The organism is Nevskia sp., from assembly GCF_023266035.1.
Classification (GTDB): Bacteria; Pseudomonadota; Gammaproteobacteria; order Nevskiales; family Nevskiaceae; genus Nevskia.
The window spans coordinates 1-12,583 of the sequence record NZ_JAHFRY010000138.1; the positions used below are offsets into that span (position 1 = coordinate 1).

14 protein-coding genes and 1 pseudogene are annotated in these 12,583 nt (G+C 63.2%); 14 read left to right on the forward strand and 1 reads right to left on the reverse strand.

Going from position 1 to position 12,583, the window contains the following annotated elements:
- Positions 1-146 precede the first annotated feature (146 nt).
- Complete coding sequence (locus tag Q0D45_RS17930; RefSeq protein WP_366946493.1) at positions 147-1,886, reverse strand: sigma-54-dependent Fis family transcriptional regulator; 1,740 nt, start codon at positions 1,884-1,886, stop codon at positions 147-149.
- Between the two features lie 152 nt (positions 1,887-2,038).
- Here Q0D45_RS17930 and Q0D45_RS17935 point away from each other — a divergent pair, with 152 nt between their 5' ends.
- The 14 genes and pseudogenes from Q0D45_RS17935 to Q0D45_RS18000 all read left to right on the forward strand — a co-directional run.
- Complete coding sequence (locus tag Q0D45_RS17935; protein WP_293395993.1) at positions 2,039-2,323, forward strand: hypothetical protein; 285 nt, start codon at positions 2,039-2,041, stop codon at positions 2,321-2,323.
- 120 nt (positions 2,324-2,443) lie between these two features.
- Positions 2,444-2,713: a phenol hydroxylase subunit gene (locus tag Q0D45_RS17940; RefSeq protein ID WP_293395996.1), complete on the forward strand. Its 270-nt coding sequence runs from the start codon at positions 2,444-2,446 to the stop codon at positions 2,711-2,713.
- Positions 2,713-3,723: an aromatic/alkene monooxygenase hydroxylase subunit beta gene (locus tag Q0D45_RS17945; protein WP_293395999.1), complete on the forward strand. Its 1,011-nt coding sequence runs from the start codon at positions 2,713-2,715 to the stop codon at positions 3,721-3,723. The genes Q0D45_RS17940 and Q0D45_RS17945 overlap by 1 nt, the downstream gene beginning before the upstream one ends.
- Positions 3,723-4,010: an MmoB/DmpM family protein gene (locus tag Q0D45_RS17950; RefSeq protein ID WP_293396002.1), complete on the forward strand. Its 288-nt coding sequence runs from the start codon at positions 3,723-3,725 to the stop codon at positions 4,008-4,010. The genes Q0D45_RS17945 and Q0D45_RS17950 overlap by 1 nt, the downstream gene beginning before the upstream one ends.
- Before the next feature lie 20 nt (positions 4,011-4,030).
- Complete coding sequence (locus Q0D45_RS17955; RefSeq protein WP_293396005.1) at positions 4,031-5,596, forward strand: aromatic/alkene/methane monooxygenase hydroxylase/oxygenase subunit alpha; 1,566 nt, start codon at positions 4,031-4,033, stop codon at positions 5,594-5,596.
- 16 nt (positions 5,597-5,612) lie between these two features.
- Positions 5,613-5,975 carry a phenol hydroxylase subunit P4 gene (locus tag Q0D45_RS17960; protein ID WP_293396007.1) on the forward strand — a complete coding sequence of 121 codons (363 nt, stop codon included), beginning with the start codon at positions 5,613-5,615 and terminating at the stop codon, positions 5,973-5,975.
- Positions 5,976-5,980: 5 nt separating this feature from the next.
- The gene (locus Q0D45_RS17965; RefSeq protein ID WP_293396010.1) at positions 5,981-7,045 is read left to right on the forward strand and encodes a phenol 2-monooxygenase domain-containing protein; all 1,065 of its coding nucleotides are present in this window, start codon (positions 5,981-5,983) and stop codon (positions 7,043-7,045) included.
- 65 nt (positions 7,046-7,110) lie between these two features.
- Positions 7,111-7,515 carry a 2Fe-2S iron-sulfur cluster-binding protein gene (locus tag Q0D45_RS17970; protein WP_293396012.1) on the forward strand — a complete coding sequence of 135 codons (405 nt, stop codon included), beginning with the start codon at positions 7,111-7,113 and terminating at the stop codon, positions 7,513-7,515.
- A 1-nt stretch (position 7,516) separates the two neighbouring features.
- The gene (locus Q0D45_RS17975) at positions 7,517-8,449 is read left to right on the forward strand and encodes a catechol 2,3-dioxygenase (RefSeq protein ID WP_293396015.1); all 933 of its coding nucleotides are present in this window, start codon (positions 7,517-7,519) and stop codon (positions 8,447-8,449) included.
- Positions 8,450-8,513: 64 nt separating this feature from the next.
- Positions 8,514-9,977, forward strand: a complete 1,464-nt coding sequence (locus Q0D45_RS17980; RefSeq protein ID WP_293396018.1) for a 2-hydroxymuconic semialdehyde dehydrogenase — start codon at positions 8,514-8,516, stop codon at positions 9,975-9,977.
- Positions 9,978-9,984: 7 nt separating this feature from the next.
- The gene (locus tag Q0D45_RS17985) at positions 9,985-10,827 is read left to right on the forward strand and encodes an alpha/beta hydrolase (RefSeq protein WP_293396021.1); all 843 of its coding nucleotides are present in this window, start codon (positions 9,985-9,987) and stop codon (positions 10,825-10,827) included.
- A gap of 32 nt (positions 10,828-10,859) precedes the next feature.
- The gene (dmpE, locus tag Q0D45_RS17990; RefSeq protein WP_293396024.1) at positions 10,860-11,642 is read left to right on the forward strand and encodes a 2-oxopent-4-enoate hydratase; all 783 of its coding nucleotides are present in this window, start codon (positions 10,860-10,862) and stop codon (positions 11,640-11,642) included.
- Between the two features lie 7 nt (positions 11,643-11,649).
- Positions 11,650-12,438, forward strand: coding sequence for a 2-oxo-3-hexenedioate decarboxylase (dmpH, locus tag Q0D45_RS17995; RefSeq protein WP_293396027.1), 789 nt, complete (start codon positions 11,650-11,652; stop codon positions 12,436-12,438).
- A gap of 15 nt (positions 12,439-12,453) precedes the next feature.
- Positions 12,454-12,583 (forward strand): annotated as a pseudogene (locus Q0D45_RS18000) (acetaldehyde dehydrogenase (acetylating)); the annotation flags it as partial.

Consider the following 12,583-nt stretch of genomic DNA (forward strand, 5'->3'; position numbering starts at 1 on the left):
TGGTGTTTTGACCGCCAGTATCCGTCCTGGCGGCGTTGGCCGGGTCGGCCACGGCAGACGCTGCGTCCGTGCAGCAGCGTCTGCTGATTTTTTCTGTGGATGGGAACGGAGCCGAACGCAGCCATCGATCCGAACGAACGGGCCATTCAGAGCGAGGCAGCGAGCCCGCGCTGGTTGAGCCGGTAGACCAGCCTCGCCCGGGTGATGCCAAGCAAACGCGCGGCAGCAGACAGATTGCCCTTGGCTTTCTCGATGGCGTGCTGCAGCAAGGTGTTCTCCAACTCCGCTTCGATCTCGTCCAGCGAGCCGCCGTCGGCCAAGCCCTGGCCGGACATCAGGCGTTCTATGCGATCGGTGATCGCCTTGAGCGGATTGCCGAGGCTTCCGGCCGCGTTCTCGTCGAGATCATCGAGCCGACCGCTGGTGGCGACGCGGCCATCGCGGCTCAGGCCCCAGGTGGGGCTGTCCCAACGCTCGCCAGCCGTGAACAGATGGCTGACGTCGATGGCACCGCCGGGGCGAGCGAGGATCACGCCGCGCTCGATCATGTTTTCCAGTTCGCGGATGTTGCCCGGCAGCTCGTAGCTGAGCAGCGCATCGATCGCGCGTGCGGTGAAGCCGGTCACGTCCCGGCGATGGCGACGGGTGAACTTCTGCAGGAAGTGATTCATCAGCACCGGAATGTCCTCGCGGCGTTCCCGGAGCGGTGGCACCTTGATCGGGAACACGTTGAGGCGGAAGTAGAGATCCTCGCGGAAGCGCCCGGCGCGGACTTCGGCTCTCAGATCGAGATTCGTCGCTGCCACGACACGGACATCGACCTTGCGCGTATGACTGTCGCCGACTCTCTCGATCTCGCCCTCCTGCAGCGCACGCAGCAGCTTGCCTTGCGAGGTCAGGCTCAGCGTGCCGATCTCATCGAGAAACAGCGTGCCGCGATTGGCGCGCTCGAAGCGGCCTTCGCGGGCCGAGGTAGCACCGGTATAAGCGCCGCGCTCGACACCGAACAGTTCCGATTCGATCAGCGTTTCCGGAATCGCCGCGCAGTTCACTGCGATGAACACCTTGTCGGCTCTGGCACTGATCCGGTGTAGCGTGCGGGCGAACACTTCTTTGCCGACGCCGCTTTCGCCTAGGAACAGCACCGTCGCATCGGTGTCGGCGACACAGCGCAGCATGTGGCAGACCGCGTTGAAGCCAGTCGATACGCCGACGATGTCACCATCGGCGAACATCGCCGCGGTCTCGGCGTTGGGCGCTTCGCCGACCGGCGGGCGGCTGGTCGCGGACAGCCCGCGCGTGAACTGTTCCGCCTGCAGAAAGCTGGCGTCGACCTCGGCATCCTCCCAGGCTTCCACCGGCTTGCCGATGATGCGGCAGTGGGCGTGGCCCATCGCCCGGCACTCGACTTCGCGGAACAGGATCGGCCGGCCGACGAACACGCTGGTGTAGCCGCTCGCGTAACCGATCTGGCTCCAGCAGGCAGATTCGGCGCTGATGCCATAGGTGCGGACATGCTCCTCCGCTTCCGAGGAACCACGCCAGATGAACTCGCCGCGGTAATGGCCGCGCTCGATATCGATCTCCATCGATACCGGCTCGACCAGCACGATGCCTTCCAGCGCATGCAGCTGAGGGCCGACCACGAACATGTCGTGCAAAGGCGCATTGGGGCGCAGCTTGCGAGCCAGGTGGGCGTCGTGGGAGCCCGAGTTGTAGCCCATGCGGGTCAGAAGGCCACGGGCCCGCTCGATGCCGAGGCCCTCGATCAGTTCGCGGCGCAGCACGCCCATCGCCGAGGTATGGATCAGCTGCATGCGCTGATCATCGAGCCAGATGCGGCCGTCGCCGGGCACGAAGTGCAGGCGCGCCATCAAGTCGGCCATGTCCGGCAGGCGCTGGGCATCGACACCGGCGCTGCTCGGCGTCCAGGCCTGCTCGCATCGTGGCCGGCCGTTGGTTTCGACAGTCATCGGAAAAGCTCCTCGTGACATGCCCGCGCTCATGCGCGAGTCATTCTGATGCCGGTGCAGTCGCGATGAACGACCGACCGTGCGGCAGTGTGGGCGGATTCTTCTGCATCTGCGAGCGCTTTGTCTGGCGTCTTGTTCGCGGCATCGATGCGTTTGCGGATTTTCATCAAAGCCCCGCAAACCCAGCCTCCCGGATTGAATCAATTTATGAAATCGCCGCGCTGAAAAGACTGAAGAAGAGTGGAGTCCAGGCGCGATCTGAAATCGATAATTCCATTCAGCTGAAGCACTTGCCAAGTTGTTGCGCTGCGATCCCCGCGGCATGGCACAACCGGTGCAATAGAGCTTGATAACAAACATCCGGATCGACGAGCGATGCGAAGGCAAAGGCCTGGCGCCGATCGGTCAGGACTCGATTGCGGAGGAGAGCCGTGGCACTTCAGTCATTTCGTGGGTCGTCCCTTGACCCCTTGCGCGCGTCGGATTCGAGGTTCGACGTTCATCGTCGCTACGTGCGGTTCCGCGAGCTGAACCAGAACGACTATGTGCTGTTCGATTTCGCGATCGGCGATCCGGAGCTGTGGATCGAACTCACCTTGCCGCTGCATGCCTACAACACTTTCTGCCGAGAGAACGCGGTCACCTACCTGACCCGCGAGCAGGAAGACGCAGTCGACCACGAACGATCCAAGTGGCGTTACGGCCAGCCTGGAATGAACAACGAACGGGAGCAGGATTGATGAACGTCGATATCAAGACCACCGCGGTCACGCAGATACGCCAGACCTTCTCGCACGTCGCGCGGCAGCTCGGCGGCGACAAGCCGGCGTCGCGCTATCAGGAGGCAACGATCGGTATGCAGCCGATGGTCAACTTCCACTACCGGCCGCTGTGGCAACCGGAAATGGAGGTGTACGACGTCCGCCGAACCAAGCTGGTGATGCGCGACTGGTACACGTTCAAGGACCCGCGCCAGTTCTACTACGGCACCTACACCATCGCCCGCTCGCGCCAGCAGGAGACGATGGAGCGGAATCTGGAGTTCGTCGACAAGCGCGGCCTGCTGCGTGATCTGCCGGAAGCGCTGCGCGCCAAGCTGATCTTCACGCTAGTGCCCTTGCGTCACGCCGAATGGGGGGCGAACACCAACAACTGCTACATGACCGCCTACGGCTTCGGCGTGGCGATCACCCAGGCGACGATGTTCCATTCGATGGACCGCCTCGGCCTGGCCCAGTACCTGAGTCGTATCGGCCTGTCGCTGGACGGCAACAGCGGCGACTCGCTGGCCGAGGGCAAGCGTCTGTGGCTCGAAGATCCGGCCTGGCAGGGCATCCGCCGCCTGATCGAGAACATGATGGTCTGCGAGGACTGGTTCGAGCTGTTCGTCGCTCAGAACCTGGTGCTCGATGGCCTGCTGCAGCCCCTGATATTCCAGAACTTCGAGCAAGGCTTTGCCAAGGCCCATGGTCCCGCGCTGAGTCTGGTCACCGAGTTCAGCAACAACTGGTTCGACGAAACCTCGCGCTGGGTCGACGCCACGATCAAGACCGCCGTCGGCGAATCGCCGGCAAATGCCGAACTCGTTCAGCAATGGATCGCCGACTGGCGCCTTGCCGCCCGCGAAGCGCTGGCGCCGTATGCCGCGGCGGTGTTCGTCGACGCTGCCGATGACGAAGTGAGCAGCGTCGAAGCGGTACTCGACAACCGGCTGACCAAGCTTGGCCTGAAAGCGAAGGCGGCTGCCTGATGAATGCCATCGCCAAGGACAAGGTGTTCATCGCCTTTCAGACCAATGACGAAACCCGTTCGATCGTCGAAGCGATCGAGGCCGACAACAGGGAGGCCATCGTCATCCGCTATCCGGCGATGGTGAAGATCGAAATGCCGGGCCGCCTGGTCATCCGCCGCGAAACGATCGAAGACCTGATCGGCCGCGCCTACGACCTGCGCGAGCTGAATCTGAACCTGATTTCGCTATCCGGAAACATCGAAGAGTCGGACGACGAGTTCGTCCTGTACTGGAACCAGCATTGAACAGACTGAGGAATTGACCGATGAACATGCCCACCAATCCGCAGAAGCCTGCGAAGAAGCTCAGCCTGAAGGAAAACTACAGCCATCTGACGCGCGGACTCGGCTGGGACACCAGCTATCAGCCGATGGACAAGGTGTTTCCGCAGGACAAGTTCGAAGGCATCAAGATCCATGACTGGGACAAATGGGAAGACCCGTTCCGTCTGACCATGGACGCTTACTGGAAGTACCAGGGCGAGAAGGAGAAGAAGCTCTACGCGATCGTCGATGCCTTCCAGCAGAACAACGGCCAGTTCAATGTCACCGATGCTCGCTACATCAACACCCTCAAGCTGTTCCTGACCGGCGTCAGCCCGCTGGAGTATGCGGCCCATCGCGGCTTCGCGATGGCCGGCCGGAACTTCCGCGGAACCAGTGCCCGGATCGCGGCGCAGATGCAGGCGATCGACGAGCTGCGTCACGCGCAGACGCAGGCGCACACGATCAGCCACTACAACAAGTTCTTCAACGGTCTTCACGACTACACGCACATGCATGATCGCGTGTGGTACCTGAGCGTGCCGAAGTCCTACTTCGAGGATGCGATGAGCGCCGGGCCGTTCGAGTTCGTCACCGCGATCTCGTTCTCGTTCGAGTACGTGCTGACCAACCTGCTGTTCATGCCCTTCATGAGCGGCGCCGCCTACAACGGCGATATGGCGACGGTGACCTTCGGCTTCTCGGCGCAGAGCGATGAATCGCGGCACATGACGCTCGGGCTCGAAGTCGTCAAGTTCATCCTCGAGCAGGACCCGGGCAATGTGCCGATCGTCCAGAAGTGGCTCGACAAGTGGTTCTGGCGTGGCTATCGCCTGCTGGCCCTGGTGTCGATGATGATGGATTACATGCTGCCGAAGCGCGTGATGTCCTGGGCCGAGGCCTGGGAGATGTACTTCGAGCAGAACGGCGGCGCCCTGTTCAACGATCTGACTCGCTACGGCATCCGCATGCCGAAGTATCACGAGGTCGCGTCGATGGAAAAGCATCGCTTGAGCCACGAGACCTGGGCGACGTTCTACAACTACACGCACGCCGCCGCCTTCCACACCTGGGTGCCGGAAGAGAGCGAAATGAAATGGCTGTCGGAGAAGTATCCGACCACCTTCGACAAGCTCTACCGTCCGCGTTTCGAGCACTGGCGCGAGCAGCAGGCCAAGGGCGAGCGCTTCTACAACGGGACATTGCCGATGCTCTGCCAGCTCTGCCAGATCCCGATGTTCTTCACCGAGCCGGACGACCCGACCAAGATCTGCTACCGCGAAACGACCTATCGCGACGAGAAATTCCACTTCTGCTCGGATGGCTGCAAGGACATCTTCGACAACGAGCCGGAGAAGTACATCCATAGCTGGCTGCCGGTACACCAGATCTACCAGGGCAACTGTTTCCGCCCGGGCACCGATCCGACCGCGCCCGGCTTCGATCCGCTGGCCGAGGTGCTGCAGTACTACGGCTTCCACGTTGGCGAGGACGGTGGCGAATACCTCGGTTCGCCGGATGCGAAGAACTGGAAAGCCTGGACCGGCAAGCCGGCCGTTTCCGAATAAGCAGGGGAGACAGGACATGAGCGTTGTCGCACTGAAGCCCGGCTACAGCGGGGACATGAAGGACCGTGTGGAGAACTTCCACGGCAAGCAGCTGCTGTACATCGGCTGGGAAGACCACCTGATGTACTGCGCGCCGCTGTGCATTCCGATCGAAGGATCGACTCCGTTCGGAGCGCTCACCACAGCGGTGATCCCGAGCCTGTACCCGGCCCATCCGGACACCGGAAGGATCAACTGGGACGAGGTCGAATGGTTCCGGTCCGGCGAGCGCTTCACGCCGGATCCCGCCCAGTCGCTGGCTGCCAACGGCCTCGGCCACAAGGCGAGCCTGCGCTTCCGCACGCCGGGACTGACCGGCATCAAGGGCTCCTGCACATAAGCCAGATGAGCTACCAGATCACCATCGAGCCGCTCGGCCACACCGTGGAAGCGGAGGAGGGTCAGACGATTCTCGACGCCTGTCTGCGCGCGGGTGTCTGGCTGCCTCATGCCTGCTGTCATGGCCTGTGCGCCACCTGCAAGGTGCAGGTCGTCGACGGCGATTACGAGCATGGCAACGCCTCGCCCTTCGCCTTGATGGATTTCGAGCGCGAGGAACGCAAGGCGCTGGCCTGCTGCGCCACCGTCACCTCCGATGTGACCATCGAGGCCGATGTCGACGAAGATCCGGACGCACGCCACTACCCGGTGCAGGACTTCGAAGGCGTGGTCGAGGAGATCGTTGCCCTGTCGCCGACGATCAAGGGCATCCGCATTCGTCTGCCCGGCGCCGGCATCGCCTTCCAGGCCGGGCAGTACGTGCAGGTGCAGATTCCCGGGCTCGATCAGCCGCGTGCGTTCTCCCTGGCCAGCCGGCCGGACGATCCGACCCTGGTGGAACTGAACGTGCGCCGGGTGCCGAACGGTCAGGGCACCACCTATCTGCACGATGTGTTGAAGCAGGGCGACACGATCCGCTTCACCGGGCCGCTCGGACGCTTCTTCGTGCGCCTGTCGGACCCGCAGCCGCTGATCTTCATGGCCGGTGGCTCTGGGTTATCGAGTCCACGGTCGATGATTCTCGACCTGCTGGCCAGCGGCGAGCAGCGCGACATCACGCTGGTCTACGGGGCCCGCAATCGTGCCGAGCTGTACTACGACGATGAGTTCCGCGTGCTCGCCAGCCAGCATCCGAACTTTCACTACCTGCCGGCCTTGAACGAGCCGACCGAGACCTGCAACTGGACCGGTGCCCGAGGCTTCGTCCATGACGCAGCGGTCGCCCACTTCGGCAACGACTTTCGCGGTCATCGCGCCTATCTGTGCGGGCCGCCGGTGATGATCGAGGCCTGCATCCGCAGCCTGATGCAGGGGCGATTGTTCGAGCGCGACATCTACACCGAGAAGTTCCTGACCTCGGCCGACGGCGCCAACGCACTGGCGCGCAGTCCCTTGTTCCGGTCGCTTTGAATGAGCAATGCGATGCAATCGCTGACTCGCTGGTCGGCACAGGCAATCGGCGTGAGGACGTCTGGATGAGCCATCGCATTCGCATCGTCGGACTCGCCGATGGCCTGCTTGCACCGGAGAACGCCAGCTTCGAGGTTCGCGGCGACGAGCACCTGCTGTGCGGCATGGAGCGCCTCGGCCGCCGAGGCATTCCGGTGGGCTGCAGAGGCGGCGGCTGCGGCGTCTGCAAGGTGCAGGTGGTCGCCGGCAGTTACCACACGAGAAAGATGAGCCGTGACTGCGTCAGCAGCACGGAGGAGACGCAAGGCTACGCACTGGCCTGCCGGCTGTACCCGGACACGGATCTCGATATCCGCGTCGTCGGGAAGATGGGCAGGGCATTCACGAAGGCGGGACCGAGCCCATCACAGGGTGGAGATTCCGTCACCGCCGGCAAATCGCCGGCATTCGATATGAGTTGGAGGAACTGAAATGGCTTTGACTGGCGTGCTGCGCCCGGGGCATGTGGCCCTGCGGGTACTGGACATGGAAGCATCGATCCATCACTACACCCAGGTGATGGGTTTGCTGGAAACCGCCCGCGACGACAAGGGCCGGGTGTTCCTGAAAGCCTGGGATGAGCACGATCACCACAGCGTGGTGCTGCGCGAAGCGGATTCCGCCGGCATGGACTACATGGGCTGGCGTGTCGATTCCAACGCGACGCTGGAGAAGTTCGCCAAGGACATCGAAGAGTCGGGCCTTGCCAGCGATCTGAGCTGGGTCGCCGCCGGCGAGCATCCGCAGACCGGCCGTCGATTCCGTTTCACCACGTCCACCGGTCATGTCATGGAGCTGTATGCCGAGAAGGGAAAGGTCGGCAACGGCATGCCGACGCTCAATCCGGAGATCTATCCGGATGGCCTGAAAGGCATGTCGCCGAGTCGCTTCGACCATTGCCTGCTGTACGGCGATGACCTCGACAACACGATGAAGCTGTTCATCGAGATCCTCGGCTTCACACTCACCGAACAGGTGATCGCCGGTCCGGACAAGCTGGTGATCAGCGCGTTCATGACCTGCTCGAACAAGCCGCACGATGTCGCCTTCATCCGGCAGCCCTGCAAGGGCAAGTTCCACCACGCCTCGTTCCTGCTCGACAACTGGGGCGAAGTGCTGAAGGCCGCGGACCTGATCAGCCGCAACCGTGTGTCGCTGGACATCGGCCCGACGCGCCACGGCATCACGCGCGGCGAAACCATCTATTTCTTCGACCCGAGCGGCAACCGCAACGAAGTGTTCTCCGGCGGCTACATCAGTTATCCGGATCGCCCGGTGCTGACCTGGACCGACGACGAACTGGGCCGCGCGATTTTCTATCACGACCGCAAGCTCAACGAAGCCTTCCTGTCGGTGGTGACCTGAGGCCGCGCAAGGAAGGGTGGCGATAACAACAAGATTCATGAACGATGCGTGAGCGAGACTGACTGTGAAGCAATTCCTGCATTTCATCGGTGGCGCCTTCGTGGCGTCGGACAGTGGCAAGACTTTCGAGAACCGGAACCCGATCGACAATTCGCTGATCGGCCTGGTCAGCGAAGGCGGCCGCGCGGAGGTCGAAGCGGCAGTCGCTTCGGCCCGTGCAGCGCTGAAAGGCCCGTGGGGCAAGATGCCGGTGACCCGGCGCGCCGAGCTGCTGCACGCGGTGGCCGACGAGATCAATCGCCGGTTCGATGACTTCCTCGCCGCCGAAGTCGCCGATACCGGCAAGCCGATCAGCCTCGCGTCGCACATTGATATCCCGCGTGGTGCGGCGAACTTCAAGATCTTCGCCGACGTCATCAAGAACGTGCCGACCGAAGCCTTCGAGATGGCGACGCCCGACGGCGGAGAAGCGCTGAATTACGCGATCCGCAAGCCGCGCGGCGTGATCGCCGTGGTCTGCCCCTGGAACCTGCCGCTGCTGTTGATGACCTGGAAGGTGGGCCCGGCGCTGGCCTGCGGCAATACGGTGGTGGTCAAGCCGTCCGAGGAAACGCCAGCGACAGCGACCCTGCTCGCCGAAGTGATGAACAAGGTCGGCATTCCGAAAGGTGTCTACAACGTCGTCCACGGCCTCGGTCCGGACTCTGCCGGTGAGTTCCTGACTTCGCATCGCGATATCGACGCGATCACTTTCACCGGCGAAACCCGCACCGGTCAGGCGATCATGGGCGCAGCGTCCAAAGGCCTGCGGCCAGTGTCGTTCGAGCTGGGCGGCAAGAACGCCGGCATCGTCTTCGCCGACGCCGATTTCGACGCCGCCATTGACGGCATCGCCCGGTCTTCGTTCGTCAACTGCGGCCAGGTCTGCCTCGGCACCGAGCGCGTCTATGTCGAGCGGCCGATCTTCGACAAGTTCGTCGCCGCCTTGAAAGTCCGCGCCGAAGCGATGAAGCCCGGCGTGCCCAGTGACAAGGCCACCGGCATCGGTCCGCTGATCTCCCAGGAGCATCGCAGCAAGGTGCTGTCGTACTACGCCAAGGCCAAGGCCGAAGGCGCGACCGTCGTCACCGGTGGCGGCGTGCCGGACATGGCGGGCGAACTCGCCAACGGCGCCTGGGTGCAGCCGACGATCTGGACCGGCCTGCCGGAAACCGCGAGTGTGGTCCGCGAGGAAATCTTCGGGCCCTGTTGCCATATCGCCCCGTTCGACAGCGAGGACGAAGTCGTGGCGCTGGCCAACGACACGCCCTATGGCCTGTGCACCACGGTGTGGACGCAGAACCTGGGGCGCGCGCATCGCATGGCCGGTCAGATCGACGTCGGCCTGTGCTGGATCAACAGCTGGTTCCTGCGCGATCTGAGAACGCCCTTCGGCGGCAGCAAGCAGTCCGGCATCGGCCGTGAAGGCGGCGTGCACTCGCTCGAGTTCTACACCGAGCTGCGCAACGTCTGCATCAAGTACGCCTGAGAACGCCATGACTGCCAACAGCAATCCGGAAGTCGGCCTGAGCATCGTCGCCGCCGGCATCCGCACCAACTATCACGACCTCAACAGCAGCGCGCCAGGCGTGCCGCTGCTGCTGATCCACGGCTCCGGCCCTGGTGTCAGTGCCTTCGCGAACTGGCGGCTGGTGATGCCGAAGTTCGCCGAGACGCGTCGCGTCATCGCGCCGGACATGGTCGGCTTCGGCTTCACCGATCGTCCGGTCGATCACCAATACACGCTGGATCACTGGGTGAGTCATGCGATCGGCCTGCTCGATGCGCTCAAGCTTCCGCAGGTCGATCTGGTCGGCAATTCCTTCGGCGGTGCCTTGTCGCTGGCGCTTGCCATCCGCCACCCAAAGCGCGTGCGCCGACTGGTGCTGATGGGCGCTGCCGGCGTGCACTTCGAACTGACGCCGGCGCTCGATGCGGTCTGGGGCTATCAGCCGTCGTTCGAAAGCATGCGCCGGATGATGGATCTGTTCGCCTACGACCGTTCCCTGGTCAATGACGAACTGGCCCAGCTGCGCTATCAGGCCAGCATCCGCCCGGGCTTCCAGGAATCGTTCTCGGCGATGTTTCCTGTGCCGCGTCAACGCTCGATCGATGCGCTGGCCAGCCCGGAAGCCGATATCGCCCAGCTTGCCCACCAGACCCTGGTCATCCATGGCCGTGAGGATCAGGTGATTCCGCTTGCCACGTCGCTGAAGCTTGCCCAGCTGATCCCGAACGCGCAGCTACATGTGTTCGGCAAATGCGGCCACTGGACCCAGATCGAACATTCGGCGCGCTTCGCGCGACTGGTCACCAATTTCCTGCAGGAAGCCGCCTGAGGGCTGGCCTGCACTGCATAGACAAGATCGACATGAACCCACAAGACATTCGCCAGTACGGCGACGAGTTGTACGAGGCACTGGTCGCACGCCGTGCCGTGGCACCGCTCACCGAACGCCAGCCCGAAATCACGCTTGACGATGCTTACCGCATCCAGCTGCGAATGATCGAGCGGCGTCTGGCCAGCGGTGAAACGATCATCGGCAAGAAGATCGGCGTCACCTCGAAAGCGGTGCAGGACATGCTCAAGGTCTATCAGCCGGACTTCGGTCAGCTGACCTCGGCCATGGTCTATCACGAAGGCCAGCCGATCCCCGTCGATACGCTGATTGCTCCGAAGGCGGAAGCCGAAGTGGCCTTCATCCTGAAAGCCGATCTGAACGGCCCGGGCATCACCGCGGCCGACGTGCTGCGCGCTACCGACTTCGTGCTGCCCTGCTTCGAGATCGTCGACAGCCGCATCCGCGACTGGAAGATCAAGATTCAGGACACCGTTGCCGACAACGCCTCCTGCGGCGTGTTCGTGCTCGGCGGCACGCCGCGATCCTTGCGTGGCTTCGATCTGTCGGTGGCCGGCATGGTCGTCGAGAAGAACGGCGACATCGTGAGCACTTCGGCGGGCGCCTCGGTACAGGGCTCGCCGGTCAACGCCGTCGCCTGGCTGGCCAACACGCTGGGTGCACTCGGCATTCCGCTGAAGGCCGGCGAAGTGATCCTGTCCGGCTCGCAATCACCCTTGATGCCGGTCATCGCCGGCGATTCCTTCACCTGCAGCGTCGGCGGCCTCGGTGGCTGTTCGGTGCGCTTCATCTGAGCTCGCCATGACTCTCGATAACAACAGCATCCAGCAACTCGCCGCCCATCTCGAAAACGCCGAGCTGAGCGCCACCGCCGTCACCAAGATCACCGACGCCCATCCGCAGCTCGACTGGGACGATGCCTATGCCATCCAGGCGGCGATCCGGGCTCGCAAGGAATCGCGCGGTCATCGCATCGCCGGCCTGAAGGCCGGGCTGACCTCGCGCACCAAGATGAAACAGATGGGCGTGGAGACGCCGGTCTTCGGCGTGATCTTCGATTACATGAGCGTCGCCGATGGCGGCGAGATCGATACCGCCAAGCTGATCCATTCGAAGGTCGAGGCGGAGATCGCGTTCGTGCTGAAGAAGGCACTGCGCGGCCCCGGCTGCCATGTCGGCGCCGTGCTCGCAGCCACCGATTTCGTGGTGCCGGCGGTCGAGATCATCGACTCGCGCTACGAGAACTTCCGCTTCGATCTCGCCAGCGTGATTGCCGACAACACCTCGGCTTCGCGCTTCGTCGTCGGCGGCGTTGCCCGGAGCGTCGAAGGCCTGGACCTGCGCACGCTCGGTCTGGTCATGGAGAAGAATGGCGAGATCGTCGCGATGGCCGCAGGTGCTGCCGTTCTTGGCCATCCGGCCGTCGCCATCGCCGCACTCGCCAATCATCTGGCCGCCCGGGGCGAAGAGATTCCTGCCGGCACTTTCATCATGAGCGGTGGCGCGACCGAAGCGATTCCCGTCGCTGCCGGTGACGCCATCTCCGTGCGCTTCCAGGACCTCGGGTCCGTGGCTATGCGCTTCGTCTGAACCCGAGATCAAATCATGAAAAGAATCCGCTGCGCGATCATCGGTCCTGGGAACATCGGGACGGACCTGCTGTACAAGCTGAAGCGCTCCGGCGTGCTGGAGCCGGTATGGATGGTCGGTGTCGATCCGGAATCGGAAGGTCTGG

What these genes read in the sequence shown, in the direction of transcription:
- Q0D45_RS17930 (WP_366946493.1), bottom strand. Translation starts at nt 1,886, where the DNA reads ATGGCCGACTTGATGGCGCGCCTGCACTTCGTGCCCGGCGACGGCCGC.
- Q0D45_RS17935 (WP_293395993.1), top strand. Translation starts at nt 2,039, where the DNA reads ATGAACGACCGACCGTGCGGCAGTGTGGGCGGATTCTTCTGCATCTGC.
- Q0D45_RS17945 (WP_293395999.1), top strand. Translation starts at nt 2,713, where the DNA reads ATGAACGTCGATATCAAGACCACCGCGGTCACGCAGATACGCCAGACC.
- Q0D45_RS17950 (WP_293396002.1), top strand. Translation starts at nt 3,723, where the DNA reads ATGAATGCCATCGCCAAGGACAAGGTGTTCATCGCCTTTCAGACCAAT.
- Q0D45_RS17955 (WP_293396005.1), top strand. Translation starts at nt 4,031, where the DNA reads ATGAACATGCCCACCAATCCGCAGAAGCCTGCGAAGAAGCTCAGCCTG.
- Q0D45_RS17960 (WP_293396007.1), top strand. Translation starts at nt 5,613, where the DNA reads ATGAGCGTTGTCGCACTGAAGCCCGGCTACAGCGGGGACATGAAGGAC.
- Q0D45_RS17965 (WP_293396010.1), top strand. Translation starts at nt 5,981, where the DNA reads ATGAGCTACCAGATCACCATCGAGCCGCTCGGCCACACCGTGGAAGCG.
- Q0D45_RS17970 (WP_293396012.1), top strand. Translation starts at nt 7,111, where the DNA reads ATGAGCCATCGCATTCGCATCGTCGGACTCGCCGATGGCCTGCTTGCA.
- Q0D45_RS17975 (WP_293396015.1), top strand. Translation starts at nt 7,517, where the DNA reads ATGGCTTTGACTGGCGTGCTGCGCCCGGGGCATGTGGCCCTGCGGGTA.
- Q0D45_RS17985 (WP_293396021.1), top strand. Translation starts at nt 9,985, where the DNA reads ATGACTGCCAACAGCAATCCGGAAGTCGGCCTGAGCATCGTCGCCGCC.
- dmpE (WP_293396024.1), top strand. Translation starts at nt 10,860, where the DNA reads ATGAACCCACAAGACATTCGCCAGTACGGCGACGAGTTGTACGAGGCA.
- dmpH (WP_293396027.1), top strand. Translation starts at nt 11,650, where the DNA reads ATGACTCTCGATAACAACAGCATCCAGCAACTCGCCGCCCATCTCGAA.